Raw genomic sequence first — 22703 nt, 5'->3', positions numbered from 1 at the left:
AATTTAACCATGAAAATAGAATATATCACTTTTATAAAGTGATCCAGAGTGTAGACAAAAGGCATCCGAATGTGCGCTTTCGGATGCCTTTTGTCACTTTTATGCTTTCAAATGTTTGGAATAGACCCCTCCAGGGGTCTATTTTATGTTATTGCTGGACTTTTCCATGTCCAGCAAGCCATCTTTTTCAAATTCATTGCAGCAAAAGTTAGCATCGCCTGCATGGACAATTTTTTTAAACCTCTTAAAGTTGTCCAACGCATACCATGCTTTTCCTTTGCATCAGCAAAAACACGTTCAATGGTTTCTTTCCGTCTTGCATAAATGCTCTTATTCTCTTGTGTATGCCGAAGATGATCAGCTTCCTCTAAATAAAATTCCCATACATGTCGCTGAATCAGTTTTTTATGCTCCTTACTTTGGGTGCACTTCGAAAGGAATGGACAATCTTTACACTGGACTGGATCAGAAAAATATTGACGATAGCCTTCCTTCGTCGTAGTTGCATATTTTAACACTTGTCCTTGCGGACAAAGATAACAATCGTAGTATTCATCGTAAACATACTCATGTTTTTTGAAATAACCATCCTTTGTACGAGGGCGAGTATAAGGTAAAGCAGGGGTCATATCATTTTCAAATATGTATTGGGCAACGGCGGGAGTTTTATATCCAGCGTCAGCAGCAACTACAACCGGTTTTCCATGTTTTTTGATGACTTTTTCAAGAAGTGGCTCCAATACGGAACTGTCATGAATATTCCCTGGCGTTACAATAGCCCCCAAAACAAAGCCATTTCGATCCGCAGCAGCATGGAATGAGTAAGCAAACTGTTTTGTTCGCTCGTCTTTTACGTAGTAACCACTTTCCGGATCAGTGGTACTTTCTTTTATTTCTTTATATTCTTCTTTCCCAAATTTATCTGGAGGAAATGGCTTTTTTCCATGTGCTTCTCGATCAGCATTTATCTCATCTTGTAGACGTGCTTGATAGGCTTTCGTTTCTTTTCGAACCACTTTCTTCACAAATTTATGCTTATTCGCACTCGCTTTGACATGAGTAGAATCAATAAAGACATGCTCACTGCTTATCAGCTTCTTATCTGCAGCTTCTTTCAAAATGCGATAGAATATCTGTTCAAATAAGTCTGTATCCTTAAAGCGTCGCTCGTAGTTTTTCCCAAACGTTGAAAAGTGAGGTACCTTATCATAAAAACCAAATCCAAGAAACCAACGGTAAGCCAGATTCGTTTCGATTTCCTCTATAGTTTTTCGCATGGAACGAATACCGAAGGTATATTGGATGAAAGCCATTTTAATCAATACAACTGGATCAATACTTGGTCGACCTCTTTCCGATGAATACATGTCTTGAACAAGCGAATAGATAAATGAAAAATCAATAGCAGCGTCGATTTTACGAACCAAATGATCTGCAGGTACAAGTTGGTCTAAAGCTATCATTTCTATTTGATCACGATTCATCTGTGTATTTTTTGTTAGCACTTCATCCACCTCAATTCATTACGGTATCTTAATTATACAAAAAAAGACTGTCGGCAAATCCGGTTTTTTCGGATTTGTCGACAGTCTGTATCACTTTTATAAAGTGATCAAGTAACTTGTTTTTTCTTGAAATTGCGAGATCAAACAGGCTTTTCCACGCTACCGATGTATAATGGTGAGCTACAAATAAACGGATTTTCCTTTTTCTTTTCGTAAAGGTTGCCAATTCAATCCCCGCAGGTGTTTTTTTCTTGGCGCTTCTAGACAAAATCCTTTTCATTCTTTCTTGTTCTCAATTGAACTTTTTTGATTTTTCCGATGTCATCGCCTATTTAGTTTTTCTTGTGTGTTTTTAAAAAAGGAAAAGGGTTACCCAAAAGGTTATACTTTTCGGGTATCCCCTTTTCTTTTGTTCAAAGCTTTTATTCGTTTCCATTAAAAAAGGTGAATTCTCACTCATCATCACCAAAGAAATCGCCAAAATCAAATCCATCATGATCATGATCTTGATCATGATTTTGATCGTGGTCTTGATCGTGATCTTCATGCATGAATTCCTGCATGACTTCATCCATCAATATGCCTCCCAATGCACCGGCTGCAAAGCTGCCAATCATTCCGGCGGCGGAGCTTCCATGACGATGATGGACGTCATAATCATCGTCATAATATGGTTCGTGTCGATAAGAATGCGGTTGGTGGTAAAAATATGGTTCATGATAAGAATGTGGTTCATAATAAGAATGCGGTTCATAATAAGAACCAGGCTGGCGAACGGATTCAACAATATACCTTTCCAACACGTTTACTAACTCCGACATATTATTCAATATTCCTTCTGGCAAAAAGAAATCTCTTTTGATTTCGACTTCATGATAGCCTTGCCGAGCTTCGATTTCCATCCAGAGGCGGATTCCATGTTCCTCGATGGAAAAACGCATTTCAATTTCATGAATTTCTTGGGCAAAATGATTCATTGGGAAAAACGAAAATTCTTGGCCTTGGCTGTCCAATTTTCCAGAAGTGGGTTTTTGGCGGAATCCGATTCTTTCCATTGCTTCAAACACATGGATGATTTGCGGTACCGGTTTAATTTCAATATAATCTACATCTGATTTATCCGCCCCGCCTTCAATGTCTAAATATGTATCAAAGTAAAAGGATACGGTCGGACTGGAAACAGGTAATGTATAAGGAAGTTGATAGGCAAATGGAATGGTTTTTTGCTCTTTAGCTTGAATGATAAATGGCCCGCTGGCTGGAATGGTATCGATATGATGTTTTGTAATGCCGTGTTCATTGCGAATTTCCATAAACAGTCCCACATCAATGGATTTGATTTTTTGTTCATATTCTCCTCCATAGATGAGGACTTCTCCTTGAACACTTTCCCCGACATGAAAGGAATTCGTATATAAACGCAAGTCAACGGTAGCTGAACCTTTTCCAAAACTTGCAAGGAATCTTTTAAACATTGTCTAACTCTCCCTTAAAAAAATGTTTTTAGCAGTTGTATTATATCATTTTTATTTTGAAACTCTTTTGTTCCAGTTCGCCAAAAATGGTACAGTTTCTTGACAAACGATCACTCTTATTTGTGTGTTGCCCGCTTTTTTTATAAGTACGGAAACGATATTCTGAAAACTTCCATATCCCATTTAATGGTAATTGGTATATGAATAAATTTAAAAACAGGCTTTACCTCCTGCGAAGTAAAGCCTTGAATCTTTCACCCTATCAAACCATCATTTTGCAAATGTCATTTGAAAACTCAACCGGGTCTTGAATCGGCAAGCCTTCAATGAGAAGAGCTTGATTGTACAACAAGTTCGTGTACAGTTTTAATTTGTCTTTGTCGTTTGCATAGGCGTCTTTTAAAGATTGAAAGACATCGTGATGGATATTGATTTCTAAAATTTTTTCCGCTTTAATGTTTGGGTTGTTCGGCATCGTGCTTAGGACTTTTTCCATTTCAATTGATACTTCGCCTTCTGTTGCAAAACATACAGGATGCGATTTTAATCTTGCGGATGCTCTGACGTCTTTGACTTTGCCGGATAAAACTTCTTTCATAAAATCAAAGAGTTCTTTGTGTTCTTTTTCTTCCGCTTCGGCTTGAGCCTTGTCTTCTTCAATTCCTAAGTCGCCGCTCGATACAGATTTAAATTCTTTGTCTTTGTATTTCATTAGCATTTTGATCGCAAATTCGTCGATATCATCGGTGAAATATAGAATTTCATAACCTTTTTCTGCTACGATCTCTGTCTGCGGAAGCTTTTCAATCCGTTCAATGGTTTCTCCAGTTGCATAATAAATATATTTTTGATCTTCCGTCATTCTGGAAACATATTCATTTAAGGTGACCAGCTTCTTCTCTTTTGAGGAGTAGAACATCAATAAGTCCTGCAGTAATTCTTTATCTTTTCCAAAATCATTATAGACTCCAAACTTTAACTGTCTGCCAAAGGATTGATAAAATGCTTCGTACTTCTCACGATCATTTTTTAATAAACGCTCCAATTCTCTTTTTATTTTATGTTTAATATTTTTAGCGATAAACTTTACTTGTTTATCCTGTTGCAACATCTCTCTTGAAATATTGAGAGATAAATCTTCGGAGTCGACCATTCCTTTGACAAAGCTGAAATAATCTGGAAGCAAGTCTGGACACTTGTCCATAATTAAGACACCGCTAGAATACAGCTCTAACCCTTTTTCAAATTCTTTTGTGTAATAGTCAAAAGGAATTTTCTCAGGAATGAATAAAATAGCTTGATATCGTACCGTACCGTCAACGCTAATATGGATATGTTTGATCGGTTTGTCGAAACCGTAATGTTTTTCTCGATAAAAATTCTCGTAATCTTCGTCCGTCAGTTCGTTTTTATTTTTTCTCCAAATCGGAACCATACTATTAATAATCTGTTCTTCTTTATATTCTTCAAATTCGTTTTCGCTGCCCTCTTTCCGTCTTCTTTCCGTTACATCCATTTTGATTGGGTAGCGAATGAAATCAGAATATTTTTTGATAATCGCTTTTAAACGATACTCATCTAGATATTCATCATAATTTTCATCTTCTGTATTCTCTTTTAATTTTAAAATTATTTCGGTTCCAACTGAATCTTTCTCGCACGGTTCAATACTATATCCATCAGCACCTTGAGATTCCCATTTATAAGCTTCATCGCTGCCTAAAGCCTTGCTGATGACCGTCACAACATCCGCGACCATAAAAGCAGAATAAAATCCTACCCCGAATTGACCAATGATCTCATGGCCGTCTTTCAATTCATTTTCATTTTTAAAGGCAAGAGAGCCGCTTTTTGCGATAGTTCCAAGGTTATGTTCAAGCTCTTCTTTCGTCATCCCAATCCCGGTATCCACGATCGTCAACGTTCTGTTTTCTTTATTGGGGATGATTTTAATATAGTAATTGTCTTTGTCAAAAGTGAGCGAATCATCTGTCAGCGCTTTGTAATAGATTTTGTCAATGGCGTCACTGGCATTGGAAATGAGCTCTCTTAAAAAGATTTCTTTTTGAGAATAAATGGAATGGATCATCATTTCTAACAGTCGTTTCGATTCGGCTTTAAACTGCTTTTTTGCCATAAAGACTCTCCTTTCCACGAACAAAATTCCTATATGTAAAGAATGTCCTTATCGCTTTATAATCAATATTAGCACTCTCGCATATTGAGTGCTAATCAATTGTTTAGATAGCACAGAAAATGGCATTTGTCAAATAGGATATAAGCCATATCGACTTGTTCTATCTTCTAATGATAGGCAAATGAGGATTCGAGCGATCATTTATTTTCCTATTAACGAAACAAAGAAATAATAACCGAACAAAAAAGTGACAAGTAACATTAACATTGCTAAAAACAAAATAAGAGAACGAGAAGATCGAAACGTTTGTTCATTAATTTGTTTCGCTTTTTGAAAATAGCTGAAAGTCGAAAACAGGATTGTACATATGCCTGTTAAGACCGATAATAGCCCGATGATTTGCACAGTCATATTGGATAAGGATTGAGTAGCCGATTTGATATGCAAGTTTAGAATAAGAAAACCGATTCCCATAATTGCAATCGCAGTTCGAATCCATGCCAAAAATGTTCGTTCGTTAGCTAAATGCTGCTGAATATATTTTGAATCTTCTGTAACGGTACGTTTTTTCTCATCCATGAATCCATAGCCTTTCCATTTAAAGTCTACATCTATATATACTACGAAATTTCCGTTTTTCAATAATTGTTCTTGACAAATTTGGATTGCTTCACGATTATTTCAATCAAGAATTCCTGTATCGCCAGACGGATTGCTTGTTTGGACGATGTTTTCACTCTTAGCTTAGTTCATGGAATGGGATTTTTCAATAAAATCGATTAGTTCTTCAGTAGTCAGAACCGTTGCAAATTCTCCATGCAAAGTGGCTAGAGAAATGGCATGAATTTGATCAGCATCATAATATGCACTAGCAGGTCCTTTTAATCCAAAGGCAGCTGTAGCGCCTGATACTAGATATGTATTAAATCCTAGGTTTCCACTCATTCTTGTAGTAGTGGAGTGGATCGCATTGAGAAGTCGTTAAACCAGTAATGACGACATTATGGATTTCATGTTCCTTATTGGCGGGAAAAAGTTGTTTTGGTTGCCGGACAACCTATAAGGATAAGACTGTGGAAGGGACTTATCAGTCTGGCTTTGGAATCCGAATTTTAAATAATAAAAAAGGGCGGATGTTTTCCGTCCAAGTTTGATTGAGAAACGTGAATGAAAATGTACGATCAATAAAAATCGGCCCTTTGAGTCATTGTATCTTTTTGGACATGGTCATTAGATTTTATTTAGAGACTTCCATTTAATATTTTGTGAAATGTTTTAATTTTTTATCTTTTGTATACATTGGCCCCGTTTTGTCAGCGATCCCTCTCTTCATAGAAAGCACGAGCTCTTTTCTCTATTTCATTTAGCATCGCATCATTTTCCACTAACGTCTCGCGTATTCGATGGATCAATTGCAAAGCGTTTGGTCCAGAGATTTGCTTGGCCACACGTTCAAGAAGAACTTTCGTATCAACAGAAAATTTACGGGCAAACCCTTGACACATTATCATATTCTTCCGAAGAGCTTCGTTGTATTCACCTGCAAAAGCTCGGCGTAAACATCCGCGCATACCTGCATAACCATATGAAATTTCGGAAGCAGCCCTATAAAAAAGAATCATCCCATCTGCATTGCTGGATTACGGATGTAAACGAAGTTCACTTACCAATGAGACTAAACGTTGTACCACTGGCTTGGCAGACTCCGTTGCGTTCCACCACTCCATCAAGCAATGCTGTTTCTCTGCACTCATATTGATAAGTCGTGTATTAAGCATAAAGAACTTTCCTCCTAAAGACGAGGGATTGCTTGAATTTTCTCGTTCTTCGCGCGTATTGCCTCCCATTCAGGACCAAGAAAGGACTGGCCAAGCTTATTAGCTCTCTTAATCATTTTAGCGATTTGACGGTTTAAATATCGACTTTGCTCGACTAAATCGAGTAGGAGGGAGCGATTAACTCCCGTCCTCTCACACCACCGTACGTACGGTTCCGTATACGGCGGTTCAATTAAGATAATTGACGCAAGTCTTTATAACTTCCGTGAATAGCTGTTCTCTTTATGCCAGTGGTCACTCCACCCTCCAAGAGGTCTCCCACGGGATTCACCGCTTCCTCCCTCAAGTGAGGTACTACGTTTTCTGTGTTCATCATGACTCACTGAATACCAAGGGCTATTCTCTCTTAATTGTTCGGTCCTTCTTAGTTGTTCTAGACCAACTAATACTATGACCTCTGCTGACTTCTGACGGTTCAGCTACTTATCACTAAGTAGGTTATGAAGAGTACTTCACATATCCGCCAGACCTCCCCGGGTAAGTACATGCACTTTCACACCATCTATCCGCCTCATTTACTCGATATGACCTTCGACAGAAAGAGCTTTGTTTTGTTATGCAAACTCACTCAATCATACCTAGCCTTATATGAGGTTCGTGTTCCTCGGACCGGTGTTTTGCCTCCAGCTTCCTTCAGATTCCGCGTCACCACGGACACCCTTGCTCTTGGCTAACCTCTACTTCTGTCTTCGGGGTTCGGGACTTACACCCTATAGTTCATGTACATGCCGGGCGCACATAAAAAACGCTCGGATCAGCTCCTTGAACAGCTAATTCAAAATTGGGACTTAATTGTTTTTCACTAATACGCAAAGTATCAAGTTCAAAGACAAGCATTTCTTTTTCAAGAGGAATCAAATCGCCTTGACGGATGCGTTGAATCGTTCCTTGTACAGCGTCAAATCCGTAGCCGATATCCGCAACTGTTGCATGATACGGATTCAGTCCCGGCGCCACTCTTATAGATGGAATTCTTCGAAAACCTGTTGTAATAGAACACACTACTTCCTTGGCGGCCATCCCTTTTTTTAACGCAGCCTCAATAGCATCAAGATAATCATTTCGTTGATAAGAATGGATCCCTACAAAGTCAGAAGACATTAATGCGTCCCTCCCCTTAGTTTTTTAGATTATTCTGAAAGAACGATATAGGTGTATGTCAGTTGTTTGTCTATTAAGATTTTTTTCGCAAAAAGCAACGGTAGGAAAACGTGGTTTGAATCAAATTTTATACAATTGAAGCGAACATAAGACTATGAGAAATAAATACATTCGGCTCATTTCCACTTGCGGCACTTATCTAAATAAAAAGTCGGCGTTTCTTGTTATTGAATGTCTGTATATTATCCTTTGGAGGAGTTGATTAATTGTGGTTCATGAATTGGATATCCAAAATACATTAACCCTGCAAACCACTATTACTGCCTATCATGCTCGACTTACGTCCTTCTGACTACATATCCATACTTAGCTAACAAGAAAAGGCACCTGTAGATCATTACAGGTGCCTTACAGGTGCCTGTGACTAGATCATTGTCTATTCAAATTGATTTCATAATATAGAATCCATCTGTATCTTCCACTTCAACAATACCGACTTCTCCTCTGCCATGAGATTTAGCCCTAAAGCAGGAACAAGTTAACGGTCAATGGGATATGGAATGATTCATATTAATAGTGGGAATGCTTATTGTATTTTTGTCTTAACACTAAAAAAATTATATTAAAAATTTAGGTCCTATGATTTGTTCAATCAGTTCTTCCTTAGTCAAAACCGTTGCAAATTCTCCATGCAAAGTGGCAAGAGAAATGGTATGAATTTGATCAGCATCATAATAGACACCATCAGGTCCTTTTAATCCAAAGGCAGCTATAGCGCCTGATACTAGATTTGTATTAAATCCTAGGTTTCCACTCATTCTTGTCGTGGTGGAAACGCAATGAGGAGTCGTTAAACCGGTGATCACGACATGATGGATACCGTGTTCCTTAAGGTATTGTTCCAAATTAGTCCCTATAAAGGCACTGTTCACATGTTTTTGAATGATGACTTCGCCTTCTAATGATTTACAATCTCCTTAAACGAAACTCCTTTACTGTTAGCAGCCAGAGGTGAATGAGAATTCGTCGATATATGTGGACATGGATAACAGGTCATTGCTTCTCTCTCCATATTTTTAATAAAATGTAAATATTTTCTTCAGTGTTCGGATTATTGCGCTTTCCCCATCTTTTATCTTCAAATCCTTGTTGAACGTCACGATTTGTTGATTGGAATCCATGTTCATCCCCCAATTTAACAATTTAGGCTCCCAACGGAGATTCATCTTCGAATTTTTTATAAATCAAACGAATTTTTTTGCATTCCCTTTTAAATATCTTCAAGTTTACATAATAATTTTATGATAATCTTAAAACTTCTTCTAAAAAATAAAGCAATGTTCTATCTCCTCTTCTATTAGTTAGATTGAATAAACAAGAATTTTGACATAATTACTTAATGTTTTCCGATTGCAACGATATGAAAATCAGCTGATTTCATAATATAGCCACTCCGATAATTTTCCACCCATTTTGTTGTATAAAGACTGTGCAATTTTATTATCTTTTGCCGTTTCCCATGTCATAAAGGCAAAGTCGTTTTCTCGTATGTATTCTAAGCATGCTTGAAATAATTTCTGTCCGATTTTCTTTCCTCTTGCATTCGGAATCACAAATAAATCATTTAAAATGGCCTGTTTTTTTACTTTTAAAGTGCTAAAAGTAAAGTACAAAGTAGCAAAACCTACCAGTTCTCCTTGATGTTCAGCAACAAATTGAAGTCCGCTCGAAGGATTTTCCATTAAATGATGAATCAAGTCTTTTAAATCCCTTTCTTTAGGGACAGGTTGTTTGTAAAAATCAACAATATACTGCAGCATTAGTTCATATAATTCAGAAATATCTTGCTCCATTGCCGGCCTTATGACTACATGATGGTTCATTTTTTCTCCTCCGCGATCATCATTTTTTCTATTTTTCTATAATTTCTTTAAGTTTCGAGTACATGGCATCAAAATCGATCCGTTCAATAAGAAGATGGTTCCAATACCATTATTTAAATAAATAATTCCATTTCACCGTGATGAAAAGTAAATCCCATTTTTGTATATAACGGCTTTCCATCATCAGATGCATGCAACCAAAGTCGTCTCACTCCTGTTTTTTTGCATTCCTCTATCAACTTTTCTAATAATGATCTTGCTATACCTTTCCCCCGATATTGAGGAATGGTATACATATTCAATATGTAAGCCTCCAGTCCTTTTAGATTCTCTAAATAAGGCGGCCGTTTAAATAAAACCATCCCGCTTACACTGATCACATGATCATTTAATAGAGCTAAGTATGAAATGAATTCATTATTTGTAAGTGCTTCTTCTAAATATTCTTTTGTAGCGGTTATAACGAGAGCCTCTTCTTGTTCAGATCGCACTTCTCCTAATTCCTTAAAAAGTTCCAAACGCAATCTTACAATTTCTTCTAAATCTTGAATGGTTGCTTTACGAATGTCGACTGGCATATTCATGATATAAAAGCATTCCTTTCTTTCAAATATTATCTCAAAAACAACTTCCCCTCCATAACCAATCATCTCTCCTCCGAGCTAACACAAGATTTCATAAACTCTGATTTTCAAAAGATTAAAAAAATGGAAGAAATCATCACAGGATTCCATTTCATTATACAGTGAATTTTCATTTATTGTAATATTCCTATTATTTCGCGATGATGTAAATTATTTTGTGTAAGCAAATTTTTCTACTAGAAAAAAAGAAAAAGGCAGGGTATTCTCAGATTTGCGACCAAACAAAACTGAAAGGAGATACCCTACCTTATGAGTAATAGTATACTCAACTCAGATTTCGCAAATCAACTGGAAAATATGATAAAAGATTTTGTTCAAGAAAAGCTTGAATTCATCATGAGAGAAGAAATCAAAAATTTCCTCCAAGTGGAACAGGAACACGTTCAAAACTCAAGAAATGGTTATTATCACCGTACTCTTGATACAAAGTACGGGAAAATAGAAGCTCTTACGGTTCCAAGAGATCGCAACGGGGATTTCCAGACTCAACTGTTTGAGCCTTATCAACGTCAAGACGGCTGGCTGGAACAGGCGATTATTAAAATGTATCAAAGTGGGATGAGCACTCGAGAAATTGGGAAGTTTATCGAAAGAATTCTTGGTTCAACCTACTCTCCTACCACGATTAGTCATATTACAGATGCCGCGTTGGAGGATATTCAAAAATGGCAACAACGTCCATTAAACAAACGGTATTCTGTGTTGTATCTTGATGGGTTTTATATAAAAGTTCGTCGTGATACGTATGCCAAAGAAGTCATTTACGTTGTTCTTGGTGTCAATGAAGAAGGTTATCGTGAAATTCTTGGCTTTTACGTTGGAGGTCAAGAAAGCGCGCATGGCTGGCAAGAGATTCTCCAAGACCTTTATACACGCGGTGCTCATGAAGTCTTACTTGGTGTTTTTGATGGACTCCCAGGTCTTGAAGAAGCCTTTAAAGCCGTCTATCCGAAAGCCGATGTTCAACGATGTGTGGTCCACAAAGTAAGAAATACGTTAAACAAGGTAAGGAAAAAAGACCAATTTGAAGTGGCTGAAGACCTAAAGCTGATCTATCGTTCGATGACAAGAGACGCAGCCATTCAAGCCTTTCATGAGTTTAAAGACAAGTGGTCTAAAAAGTATCCTAGAGAAGTCCAATCTTGGGAACAGGATTTAGATGTCCTCCTAACATTCATGAAATATCCGACCAGTATTCGTAGTGTCATCTACACGACCAATGCTATTGAACGAACGATTAAAGATATACGTAAACGACTCAAAACGATGAACAGCTTAACCAGTATTGAAGCAGCAGAAAAAATCACGTTCTTAACGGTACAGGACTTGAATGAAAAATGGTCCACTAGAAAACTTAAAGGGTTTTCTACGGCATACAAGGCACTTCAAGATATGTTTGAAGAAAGATACTGAAAGACCAAATTTTGTTCATGAAGAACAGAGTCTAGGGAGACTAAGTTGTCTTATATGAGACTGAATATTCAGTCTCATATAAGACAACTAAACACCTCCTCCAAGATTAAAAAAACGTATCTGAGAATACTCTCTTACACAAAATTCTTGACGGTACCTGTTGTAGAACCGTCCTTTCACGTGTGTGTTGTTTTGAAAAAGGGAAAACTATAAGAAGGACTTATTTCCTAGTAGTTTTGCAACCCCTTTCGTATTCTTTTATACAATGATTAATAGAAAAGATCAAATAAAACGACTCGAAAGATACAACAATATTTTGATTAAGTTTTTTATCGTATTTCAATATATAGGGAAAAGATGGAAAGCATTATTTTTCAAGATGTTGCCGGAGCGTATAAGGAAGCAAACTTGTACTCGTCATAATAAAAATGGTCCATAAAGATTGGGTTATTTCTTAATGTTCCTCTACTAAAATTTCAATATGAAAATCATTACTTTTTTACCATTAAACGGATCATTGGTTTTCTAGCAGAATCCATTCATCCATTTTGCAATTTATCATTGAATTTAATGGAAAAGTTTCTTTTCAAGAAAAATAGCCCTATTTTTTATAAAACGATTCATCATGAAAATGGATTACAGTAGTCGCCTCGAATCACATAAACAATATTTTCCCAGCCTATAAAAATTCTACGATCTTTGAATCATTGTCTTCCCTTTCCCACCAAGGCAAAACATTTTTTACAATTTCTTTCCAAACCACGAAAAGGTCCTTAATAAACTTTTGCTAAGAGCTGTCATTTGCGAGTATCCGTTTTATATGAGTAGCATTAAGACGCTTGTTCAAAACATCTGCACTTTCGGAATTGTTAAGTCAGCGATATTTCACCAGAAAAACATTATCCGATATTTTCCTGTTCAAACAGCAGAAATGATGCCTTCAGTAAAAACCTTTCATGCAATCGATAAATATTCCGCGATGATTTAGGGATAATAAAGCAAAAGAGAATGAACGCGGGAGACTGATTGATCCATGAGCAAAATGATTTTGTGGTCGTTTGTAATCATTGGAATGGCCTTATTGCTTTTTAGATTCAGAAAAAAAACACTAATCAAAGACTCGATTTTAGTTTTCTTATTAAAAGCTTATTTTTCCACATTTATTGGCATTTTTGTTGCAAAAGAGAAATTGATTGAATACCCTGTTCGGTTTTTAAGCAAATATTTCGATACGAGCATTGTTTTTGAATCCTTTCTATACCCAATAATGTGTGTTTACTTTTTTCAAACAACTTATCATTCCAAATTTCCAGGCATTGTTCTACAATGTGCATTGTATACCGCTGCTTTAACAATCATTGAAGTTCTTTGTGAAAAATATACAGATTTAATCGAGTACCATAATTGGACATGGATGTATTCGTTTATAACCATCTTTTTTTTATCGCTTTTTGTCCGTTTGTTGATGCAATGGATAAACAAAATGGATAAACAAAATGGATGAAACCAAAGGTATAGTGAGCACCATCTTTAGACGAAAAAATAAAGCTATCTCTTTCATATGGACAATCATTCTGGTGTATCCATTGCCTGCAACTTAGGAAAACCTTAATTCGGAATCACTCGCCGTAACGAAATCGTCATTACAGGGCCTCTTTTCATGATTCGTTGGAAGTCCATTTGCCGATTTTCGTTTATATTTGAACTTTATTATTTGCAAAGAATCCTTATATAACCAAACTATCGCATAATACATTGGCATCAAAAGTCATCTTTCACTTCCTGTTTTTCCATTCATCACTTCCGAGTTGTTAACCATGGATTTCGTTCAATTGCTGCGATGTGAAGCTCTTTTAGTCGTTGAGGGATAAAGAATCTTGCCGTTCTCTCTTATGTTAAAAAGCTATTCAGCATTTTCCCCTTTTCACGTCTGTTTTGAAAGTCTGGAAAACGCTCCTTGCTTTCAAGGGCGAACGCTGTACAAATGAAAAAACGAGGAGATGCCAACTACCGCCAAGGGCAGTCGAATCGTCTCCTCAAGCAAGTTTTCCTGGATTAGCGATATTCAGTGTACATAAGAAAAAATTTTCTCTTGTCAACTTCAATTACCTTCTTTGGCGTAGCAAATCAAAGTATTGAAACGGGAGTACTTCATTTTTATCGTCCATATGAGCTCTTTTAGCTATTTGATTGGCCGGCCACTAACAAGCACTGCTTTTTTTTCGTTCCTTATATAAGGATAGAACTCTCTCTATTTTATGATGCAATTCCCTCTTTATTTGTTAGCTAATTTGGATTGTCTTGCTTGCGTATAACGATTGATTGGCTTCTGAAGCCCTAAATGATCGCGCAACGTATCTCCTTCATATTCACGTCGAAATAGACCGCGTTCTTGAAGAATGGGTACGACATGATTTACGAAATCTTCTAAATCTCTCGGGTACAACGGTGACTGAAGAATAAAGCCGTCCGCCGCCTCTTCCGTAACCCATTTTTCCATTTCAGCTGCGACCTTTTCCGGAGTACCGACAAAACTGTCAAACCTGCCTGCACCGATGAAAAGACGAGAGTAAAGCTGATCGACTGTTAAATCTTCTGTGTAAATAATTCGTTTTATCTCTTCATAATGACTCTGAATTCCATTTATTTCATCTGGAAGGTTCACTTCTTTTACCGGTGTATCAAGTGAATATTTTGTAAAATCTACATTTCCCATGTACCCTGACAAGAATTTTAAGGCTTGGTATGGATGAACAAGCTTTTGCAGCTCCTCAAATTTTCTTTGTGCCAATTCTTCCGTCTCCCCAATAATGGGCGAAATGCCGACTAAAATCGAAAGTTCATCTGAATGACGGCCATAGTCTGACATTTTGGATTTTAAGTTTTTGTATAATTCCTTTGCTTTCTCCAAATCACTACGTTGTGCGAAAACAACTTCCGCCGTTCTTGCGGCTAACCGCTGACCCGGTTCTGAAGATCCTGCTTGCACAATAACCGGATGTCCTTGCGTCGATCGTGCAATGTTCAATGGACCGCGAACGGAGAAATATTGTCCTTTATAATCAAGCGTATGGAGCTTCTCTGAATCAAAAAACACTCCCTTCTCCTTGTCGAAGACAAAAGCATCATCTTCCCAAGAATCCCACAGTCCTTGAACAACATCAATAAATTCTTCAGCTCTTCGATAACGTTCATCGTGTGGATAGTGCTCCGTTCTGCTGAAGTTTAGCGCCGTAGCACCCGTAGCGTCTCCCGTTGTCACAACATTCCAGCCAACACGTCCGTTACTAATATGATCGACCGAAGCAAATTGCCGTGCCAGAATATACGGTTCTCCGTAAGAAGTTGAAGCCGTTGCGACGAGACCAATTTTGGATGTTGCCGTCGCAATCGCTGTAATTAAAACGACGGGGTCGAATCGATTTAAAATGTTTGGATGGGAATCCTCATTAATCGCCAAGCTATCGGGGAAAAACACCATATCAAATTTACCTCGTTCTGCCGTTTGGGCAAGTTGGATAAAGTGATGGACGTCTATGCTTGCTGTCGGTTTCGCATCCGGATGCCGCCATGATGCGATATGCATCCCCGTTCCAATTAAATAAGCAGCCAATTTAATCTGCTTTTTCTTTGCCAATTTTATCTCCCCCAAAGTTATGAAATTCCTTTTAGTTTTTGTAAGCGTCTTTAAATGTTTTTAACTCCTTTAACGAAATAAACGTTGGAATGTAGTTGCCTTTATAAGTTTTCTTAATGAAATTCGCCACTTCATCTGTTTGATAAATTTTGACTAGTTTCTTTAACTCAGGGCGGTTGGCGTCTTCTTTCCGCGCCGCAATCACGTTGATATAAGGCTTAGCCGTTTTGCTTTCATGAATGAGCGCATCTTTCAAATACAATCCTGCTTCTACCGCTACACCGTTGTTAATAATAGATGCATCAACGTCATCCATGACTCGCGGAGTATTTGCCCCATCAACGGGAATAATCTTAATGTTTTTTGGATTTTCTTTGATTTTGTCCACTCCGCCATTTCCATCAAAATTGTCCACTACTTTGATCAGCTTCGCTTCTTGCAATAATAACAAGGCACGCCCCCAGTTCGATGCATCATTTGGCACTGCGATTTTGGCCTTTTTGGGCAGCTCATCAAGAGATTTGTATTTCTTTGAATAAAGACCTAACGGTGCAATAATCGTCGTTCCGATCGGGACAATATCTGTACCGTTTTTTTCATTAAAGCTCGTTAAATAGGCAATATGCTGAAACGCATTGACATCAATATCACCTTCAGCTAGAGCCTGATTGGGGTCAACCGAAGCGTTAAAATTAACCAATTCAAGATCCAACCCTTCCTTTTTCGCCTCCCTCTATAAACTTTAATTTTCTTCAAAATTCTCACGTTTTCTTTAAATTTCGCTAACACATAATAGCTTCTTCACCTCAAATGAGTGGATATTACTTGTATTTATTCAATATATTTACATGGTAAGGTGCATCCTATAATACAGATTTACAATATCTGTAATATCATGTATGACCGTGCAAGAAGTCTCCACACTTCTCATGGTCGCTCACCCTCCCATGTATCACTGGATTTTAAGATCCACACATTCCTTCGTCCTGCGTACCCATGAGGTGGAGGTTGGATATGCTCCTTTACAGGGTCTAATGCCCGAATGGTGAAAATATACTCCAACTCTGCACTATTGGTGTTTGTCAGAATAACAAGTCGTTTGAAAGCTTTTATGCAGCCTGTAATGCTTTTATTTGAGGTAATCCCTTTAATAGCTTTAATCCATCAAACTCACACTGTTTCTTACCAATGGCAAATAACACACGTAATAATTTACAACACAAGGCAATCAGAGACTGTTGTTTTTTTAACGGCCTGTCTGGCCGATTGGTATAGTAATGATGCAAGGCTTTAAATACAGGATTATGGGCAACCAATGGTCGAATGGCCAGGTATAATGCTTTTCGTAAACGTCTTCGACCCCTTTTGGTTATGCGTGTTTGCCCTTTATACTTTCCTGAACTGTGTTCTCTTAAAGAAAGCCCTGCCAGATTGACTAATTGTTGCGGATGATTGTACTTGGTTAAATCTCCTACTTCCGCAAAGAACAAAGCAATGGTAGTGTAACTAAGTCCCGGGATATTGGTCATTTGTTTCGCACCTGGTATGCTTTCAACAACACCTTCTAGTTCTTCATCTAGTTGTGCTAACTGTTTCTTGTAAAGCTCATATTGATCCAATAGGCAATCCAATTCTCTTTTTGCGAACTGGATTCCTGTCTCAATCCCAACGCTCTTTTTCGCTACTTCTACGAGTCGGGTTGCTCGTTTCAGCCCAACCCCACGCTGTACATACGGTTTCCATTTTTGCAGCACTTCTTCTGGTGACAACTTTTGAATATGAGAGGGAAATGGAAACATGCGCAAGGTATAAAAGGCGGCTTTACCTTTCCAATCTCCAAACACATCGAAAAACTCTGGGAAAAAGCGCTGAATGACGTTTTCAATCCGCCCTTCAATGATCATAAGCTGTTTGATGAGCTGATCTCGTAATTTGACGCCTTCCCTTAGTTCAGCGTATACGCCCTCTAATAGGTTCGGTACGGAGTATCGCCCATCTTTCATTAACTGTGCAATGACACGAGCATCTTTTGTATCGTTTTTTGTAGGCGAATTGTCATCAAGCTCTTTACTTTTTTTGACGTGCATGGGATTCACTAGCACTACATCATATCCTTTTGCCTTAAGAAAGTAAGCAAGATTTAGCCAATAATGACCTGTTGGCTCCATTCCAAAAATCACGTGGTCCTTATGATTTTCTTTTTGAATATGATTAACCCAATCTAATAAGGTTTGAAAGCCGTGTATACGATTTTCAAAGATCAATCTCTTGCCAAATTCTAAGCCTCGGTCATCTTGAAAACGGGCAACGTGCTTTTCTTTAGCTACATCAATACCTACAATGAGAGTTGATGGTGTAATTTGAGAGATTTTTTGATTTTGTGTATAATTCATTTTGAGTCCTCCTTGGTTTATTGAAATTCGGGGTCAACGCGCATTGACACCCTGTACTATACCAAGGGGACTTTTTTTTATCAAACCTCAAATTTCCTCATTACAGGAATGCTTCTTTTTTATGAATTCCCACGTACGTAATTCTGAACTGCGAATACCAACCTTAATTTTTTTGTCTTTCGTTTCACTTACTGTTGTTTTTCCGCACCCTCCCAAACTAAGGAACAAAATAAAAACAAGAATCGATATAAAGGCTTTTTTCACCATCTTTCCTCCTTCTCTCTCATTTACATGCTGACTTGACTACATCTTTCTCATTTTTCGCTCGATAAAATTCCCCAGTGATTGTATGACCTGCACAAGCAAAACTAGTATCACAACCGTGACCACAATGGTGATTGTGCTGAAGCGCTGATAACCATAGGTAATCGCCAAGTCACCTAAACCGCCTCCGCCCACTGCTCCTGCCATCGCTGTAGCACCGATGAGGCCAATCGTGGCTGTTGTGATGCTTAAAACAATAGAAGGAAGCGCCTCCGGCAACAGAAAGCGGAAAATAATTTGCAATGGAGCGGCGCCCATCGCTTGTGCGCTTTCAATAATTCCTTTATCCACTTCCAGGAGAGAATTTTCAATCAGCCGCGACATGTACGGTCCGATATGAAGGACAAGCGGAACTATGGCTGCCGTTGTCCCAATCGCCGTACCGACCAAAAATCTCGTAAACGGAATGATCGCAACGAGCAAAATAATGAACGGAATCGACCGTAAAATATTGACAATCGGATTTAAAACGGAAAATATAAACGTATTCTCTAAAATATGACCTTTTCGAGTGACGACTAATAAAATCCCAAGAGGCAAACCAATTAATGCTCCAAATACGAGCGACACGCTGACCATGTACAACGTCTCCCAGCATGCCTGTAAAATTAACTCCGGACTAACTTCCATTGCGAATCACCTCATTCACTATCACTTTTTGCTGAACGATAAAATCATAGGCTCGAGAAATTTCTTCTTTTTCGCCCTGCAACTCAACGATCAAATTGCCAAATGGAACTCCCTGTAGCTCATTGATACTGCCAAACAAAATGTTCACATCCACTGCGAACGATTTTGCCACTTGCGATAAAATAGGCTTTCCGGAACTTTCTCCAACAAATTCGATATTGTAAATTTTGCTAAATGTATTGCTGGATTGAATCATATTAAAAATACTAGGTGGTATCTCGTCTCTTAAAACCGAATGAACAAAATTGCGTGCCGTCTCAGTTTTTGGGTTGGAAAAAATATCTAAAATCGTGCCTTCTTCAATGATCTCGCCGTCCTGCATCACGGCAACACGATCACATATTTGCTTAATCACTTCCATTTCGTGTGTAATAATCAAAATCGTCACGTTGTATTTCTGATTTACTCGTTTTAAAAGCTGCAAAATCGACGTCGTTGTTTGCGGGTCCAGTGCCGAAGTCGGTTCATCACAAAGGAGAATCGATGGATTTGTAGCCAATGCACGAGCGATGCCTACACGCTGCTTTTGACCGCCTGATAACTGATTCGGATAGCTGTTCGCCTTATCAGAAAGACCGACAAAATTTAATAATTCATGAACGCGCTTTGCAATCACTGATTTAGGTGTTTTACTAAGCTTAAGAGGCATTGCGACATTGTCAAAAACGGTTTTGGACCCCAATAAATTAAATTGCTGAAAAATCATTCCGATGTTTTTTTTCGCTTGACGCAACTCTTTTTCTGATAACTTCGAAAAATCTTGGCCATCGACTAAAATTTGTCCGGAGGTGGGCTTTTCCAGCAAATTAACCATTCGAATCAATGTACTTTTCCCCGCTCCACTAAAGCCAATAACGCCGAAAATGTCCCCTTTCTTAATCGTCAAATTGATATTTTTTAACGCTTCGATCGTTCGATTTTCATTTTTGAAAATTTTCGATATATTGCGAAACTCAATCACTTTACTCCCCCTGCCTTAAAATGCCGGAACAACAGCTCCATCATATTTATCTTCAATAAACTTCTTTACTTCTGGACTTGTTAATGCTTTTGCAAGTTTTTGAATCGCATCTGAATCCTTGTTGTCTGGACGAGCTACTAAAATGTTGACATACGGGGACTTATCTCCCTCTATGATCAGAGCATCTTTTTTTGGTTTAAGCCCCGCCTCCAAAGCGTAGTTTGTATTAATGGCGGCCGCCTCGACATCGTCCAGTGAACGCACCAGAAGCGGACCATCAACTGGAATAAATTGAAGTTTTTTCGCATTTTTCTTTATGTCTTGCACGGTATAATTTTTGTTTGTATTTGAAGATTCATTTAATTCAATCAGTCCGTTGGCGGCAAACAATTGCAAAGCGCGAGAGAAGTTAACAGGATCCTTTGGAATGGCTATCTTTGCCCCTTTTGGCAGTTCGTCAATCGATTTGATTTTTTTCGAATAAACGCCAAACGGCTCGATGTGAACACCGACAACTTTCACGAGATTTAAACCGCTATCTTTGTTTGTCTGTTTTAAAAATGGAGCATTCTGGAAATAGTTTGCATCCAACTCGCCATTAGCTGTCTGTTCATTTGTCAGAATGCCATCGTTAATGATTTTAATGTCAAGCTTTACACCTTCTTTTTCTAGCTTTGGTTTAATAAATTCAAGAATTTCCGCATGTGGTGTCGATGAAGCTCCAATCTTTAATGTTACTGTTTTCTTTTCAGTTGTACCTTTTGATTCTTTTCCATTGACAAGGGCTTCGTTTTTGCCGCAACCTACTAAAATAGCAAATAAAACCGTGAATAAGACCAATAAATAAAATTTTCTCATTTTCGCTACCTTTCTCCTTGTTTATTCTTAGTTAATTGGTAGAAATAATAGGTTTTATTATTGTGATTTATCCTACCACCAAAAATCGCGAAATGGCAAGACTTCCGGTGATAGAAAGATTTATACAATTAATAGAAAAAATCTATTAATTCATTGGAAGTACTGATCTAAATGGCTTTTTTCTTGCAGATAAAACAATCCCATTCTAGGGTTTGGCACATGGCAGACTATTGGATTGATATGCTCGTCGCATCAAAAAAAGCTCAATCGTCATTTGATTGAGTTCAAAACAAATATATTAAACTAAGAGGGGGATTCGATAAAAAAGAGTTTACTTCACAAAGGAAGTTACTTCTTGACTGGCTTTAATGGCTTGCTTTAGATCATACAGAATATCGTCAATTGCCTCTGTACCTACAGATAAACGAATAAGTCCAGGTGTAACGCCGGTATCTAATTGTTCCTCGTTGCTTAATTGCTGATGCGTTGTGCTGGCCGGATGAATAATTAAAGATTTGGAATCACCAATATTGGCTAAGTGAGAAAATAGCTGAACGGAATCAATCAATTTTTTCCCTGCTTCAACGCCGCATTTAATTTCAAATGTTAAGACGGCACCTTGCCCTTTTGGCAAATACTTTTTCGCTAATTCATAAGAAGGATGGCTTTCCAACCCAGGATAACTTACTGATTTAACAGCTTCTTCTTTTTCTAAAAACTTCGCTACCTCCAAAGCATTTTGGCTATGGCGTTCTAAACGCAAATGTAAAGTTTCAAGTCCTTGCAAAAATAGGAATGAGTTGAATGGCGACAAAGGCGCACCAAGATCTCTAAGCAGTTTTACGCGTGCTTTTGTAATATAAGCCGCTTCTCCGGCTTCTTCTGTGTAGATTAGGCCGTGGTAGCTTGGATCCGGTTCGGTTAAGCCCGGGAACTTTCCGCTCTTATTCCAGTCAAACTTTCCGCTGTCGACAATAACGCCGCCGATTGCATTTCCATGCCCCCCGATAAATTTTGTGGCAGAATGCACAACAATATCTGCCCCAAAGTCAATTGGACGAAGCAAGTATGGGCTGGGGATGGTGTTATCTACAATGAGCGGAATCGAATGATGATGGGCAATTTCCGCAACGGCTTCGATATCCAATACGTCCCCTTTTGGATTGCCAATCGTTTCGGCAAACACTGCTTTTGTTTTGCTCGTAATCGCTTTTTCAAAGTTTTTCGGATCGGCAGGATCCACAAATTTAACGGTAATTCCAAAGCTAGGTAGTGTATGAGAAAACAAATTATACGTTCCCCCATAAAGACTTGATGAAGAAACAATTTCATCTCCGACAGACGCAATATTTAAGATGGAATAAAAGACAGATGCTTGCCCAGATGCAAGCGCAAGCGCTCCCACACCGCCTTCAAGAGCAGCAATTCGTTTTTCAAATACATCAGTCGTAGGATTAATAATTCTTGTGTAGACAAAACCTTCTTCTTTTAAGCCAAACAAGTCGGCAGCATGTTGACTGTCATTAAATACAAACGAGCTTGTTTGATAAATCGGTACTGCCCTAGATAAAGTAGTAGGATCTGGAACTTGCCCTGCATGCACAGCTAATGTTTCAGGCTGGAGCTTTCTTTCGTTTGACATCATCATTCTCCCTTCCCAATTCATTTTGATAAAAATTTTCAAAAAAAGGCATCTATCTTCTTTGCTTCTTAGAAAGAAGAAGATGCCTTTAGTTGACTAATCGGCAAATACGAAAAATATGAAAGACTTTACTTATCCAACTAAATATATAGGTTTAATTTTATATAAAATTTACTCCCAAAATCCATAAATGTCAATTTTA

General features: G+C 38.0%; 18 protein-coding genes and 3 pseudogenes. 2 read left to right on the top strand and 19 right to left on the bottom strand.

From position 1 onward, the window contains the following. Positions 1-143: 143 nt before the first annotated feature. The 11 genes and pseudogenes from NST81_RS08425 to NST81_RS08375 all read right to left on the bottom strand — a co-directional run bounded on the left by NST81_RS08425 (position 144) and on the right by NST81_RS08375 (position 10523). Entirely contained in the window at positions 144-1505 is a 1362-nt protein-coding gene (locus NST81_RS08425; protein WP_341027651.1) for an IS1182 family transposase, read from the bottom strand. Between the two features lie 452 nt (positions 1506-1957). Next, on the bottom strand, positions 1958-2980 hold the full coding sequence (locus tag NST81_RS08420; protein ID WP_048623326.1) for a sporulation protein: 1023 nt from the start codon (positions 2978-2980) through the stop codon (positions 1958-1960). 262 nt (positions 2981-3242) lie between these two features. Next, complete coding sequence (gene htpG / locus NST81_RS08415) at positions 3243-5117, bottom strand: molecular chaperone HtpG (protein ID WP_328204101.1); 1875 nt, start codon at positions 5115-5117, stop codon at positions 3243-3245. A 201-nt stretch (positions 5118-5318) separates the two neighbouring features. Further along, positions 5319-5696, bottom strand: a complete 378-nt coding sequence (locus tag NST81_RS08410) for a YidH family protein (RefSeq protein ID WP_328204098.1) — start codon at positions 5694-5696, stop codon at positions 5319-5321. Between the two features lie 165 nt (positions 5697-5861). After that, positions 5862-6138: pseudogene (locus NST81_RS08405) on the bottom strand (cysteine hydrolase family protein); the annotation flags it as partial. A gap of 292 nt (positions 6139-6430) precedes the next feature. Beyond that, positions 6431-6622: a hypothetical protein gene (locus tag NST81_RS08400; protein WP_244878055.1), complete on the bottom strand. Its 192-nt coding sequence runs from the start codon at positions 6620-6622 to the stop codon at positions 6431-6433. A gap of 135 nt (positions 6623-6757) precedes the next feature. After that, the gene (locus tag NST81_RS08395) at positions 6758-6895 is read right to left on the bottom strand and encodes a hypothetical protein (RefSeq protein ID WP_244878054.1); all 138 of its coding nucleotides are present in this window, start codon (positions 6893-6895) and stop codon (positions 6758-6760) included. 777 nt (positions 6896-7672) lie between these two features. Beyond that, positions 7673-8056: a hypothetical protein gene (locus tag NST81_RS08390; protein WP_341029366.1), complete on the bottom strand. Its 384-nt coding sequence runs from the start codon at positions 8054-8056 to the stop codon at positions 7673-7675. A gap of 617 nt (positions 8057-8673) precedes the next feature. Further along, positions 8674-9250 (bottom strand): annotated as a pseudogene (locus tag NST81_RS08385) (isochorismatase family protein). Positions 9251-9483: 233 nt separating this feature from the next. Continuing rightward, positions 9484-9939, bottom strand: coding sequence for a GNAT family N-acetyltransferase (locus NST81_RS08380; protein WP_048623323.1), 456 nt, complete (start codon positions 9937-9939; stop codon positions 9484-9486). A gap of 113 nt (positions 9940-10052) precedes the next feature. After that, the gene (locus tag NST81_RS08375) at positions 10053-10523 is read right to left on the bottom strand and encodes a GNAT family N-acetyltransferase (protein WP_048624441.1); all 471 of its coding nucleotides are present in this window, start codon (positions 10521-10523) and stop codon (positions 10053-10055) included. Positions 10524-10832: 309 nt separating this feature from the next. Here NST81_RS08375 and NST81_RS08370 point away from each other — a divergent pair, with 309 nt between their 5' ends. Further along, positions 10833-11996 (top strand): IS256 family transposase, encoded by a 1164-nt coding sequence (locus tag NST81_RS08370; protein ID WP_048623008.1) that lies wholly within the window; start codon positions 10833-10835, stop codon positions 11994-11996. Positions 11997-13029: 1033 nt separating this feature from the next. Then, on the top strand, positions 13030-13500 hold the full coding sequence (locus NST81_RS08365; protein ID WP_328202952.1) for a CBO0543 family protein: 471 nt from the start codon (positions 13030-13032) through the stop codon (positions 13498-13500). 771 nt (positions 13501-14271) lie between these two features. Here NST81_RS08365 and NST81_RS08360 read toward each other — a convergent pair. From NST81_RS08360 to NST81_RS08325, 8 genes and pseudogenes are all read right to left on the bottom strand, one after another. Further along, positions 14272-15633: an LLM class flavin-dependent oxidoreductase gene (locus NST81_RS08360; RefSeq protein WP_328202950.1), complete on the bottom strand. Its 1362-nt coding sequence runs from the start codon at positions 15631-15633 to the stop codon at positions 14272-14274. Between the two features lie 31 nt (positions 15634-15664). Further along, positions 15665-16363 (bottom strand): annotated as a pseudogene (locus NST81_RS08355) (MetQ/NlpA family ABC transporter substrate-binding protein); the annotation flags it as partial. A 379-nt stretch (positions 16364-16742) separates the two neighbouring features. Beyond that, on the bottom strand, positions 16743-18026 hold the full coding sequence (locus tag NST81_RS08350; RefSeq protein ID WP_048622726.1) for an IS110 family transposase: 1284 nt from the start codon (positions 18024-18026) through the stop codon (positions 16743-16745). Between the two features lie 87 nt (positions 18027-18113). After that, positions 18114-18290, bottom strand: a complete 177-nt coding sequence (locus tag NST81_RS08345; RefSeq protein WP_341029364.1) for a hypothetical protein — start codon at positions 18288-18290, stop codon at positions 18114-18116. A 39-nt stretch (positions 18291-18329) separates the two neighbouring features. Continuing rightward, on the bottom strand, positions 18330-18980 hold the full coding sequence (locus NST81_RS08340; RefSeq protein WP_048623319.1) for a methionine ABC transporter permease: 651 nt from the start codon (positions 18978-18980) through the stop codon (positions 18330-18332). Continuing rightward, positions 18970-20001, bottom strand: a complete 1032-nt coding sequence (locus tag NST81_RS08335; RefSeq protein WP_341029362.1) for a methionine ABC transporter ATP-binding protein — start codon at positions 19999-20001, stop codon at positions 18970-18972. Before NST81_RS08335 ends, NST81_RS08340 begins: the two co-directional genes overlap by 11 nt. 15 nt (positions 20002-20016) lie before the next feature. After that, positions 20017-20859, bottom strand: coding sequence for a MetQ/NlpA family ABC transporter substrate-binding protein (locus NST81_RS08330; RefSeq protein ID WP_341029360.1), 843 nt, complete (start codon positions 20857-20859; stop codon positions 20017-20019). Between the two features lie 331 nt (positions 20860-21190). Further along, positions 21191-22501: a homocysteine synthase gene (locus tag NST81_RS08325; RefSeq protein ID WP_341029358.1), complete on the bottom strand. Its 1311-nt coding sequence runs from the start codon at positions 22499-22501 to the stop codon at positions 21191-21193. Between the last annotated feature and the right edge of the window lie 202 nt (positions 22502-22703).

The sequence above is a fragment of the Bacillus sp. FSL W8-0223 genome, assembly GCF_038006805.1.
Taxonomy (GTDB): Bacteria; Bacillota; Bacilli; order Bacillales; family DSM-4216; genus Bacillus_O; species Bacillus_O smithii.
This window is presented reverse-complemented; position numbering and strand designations above follow the sequence as displayed.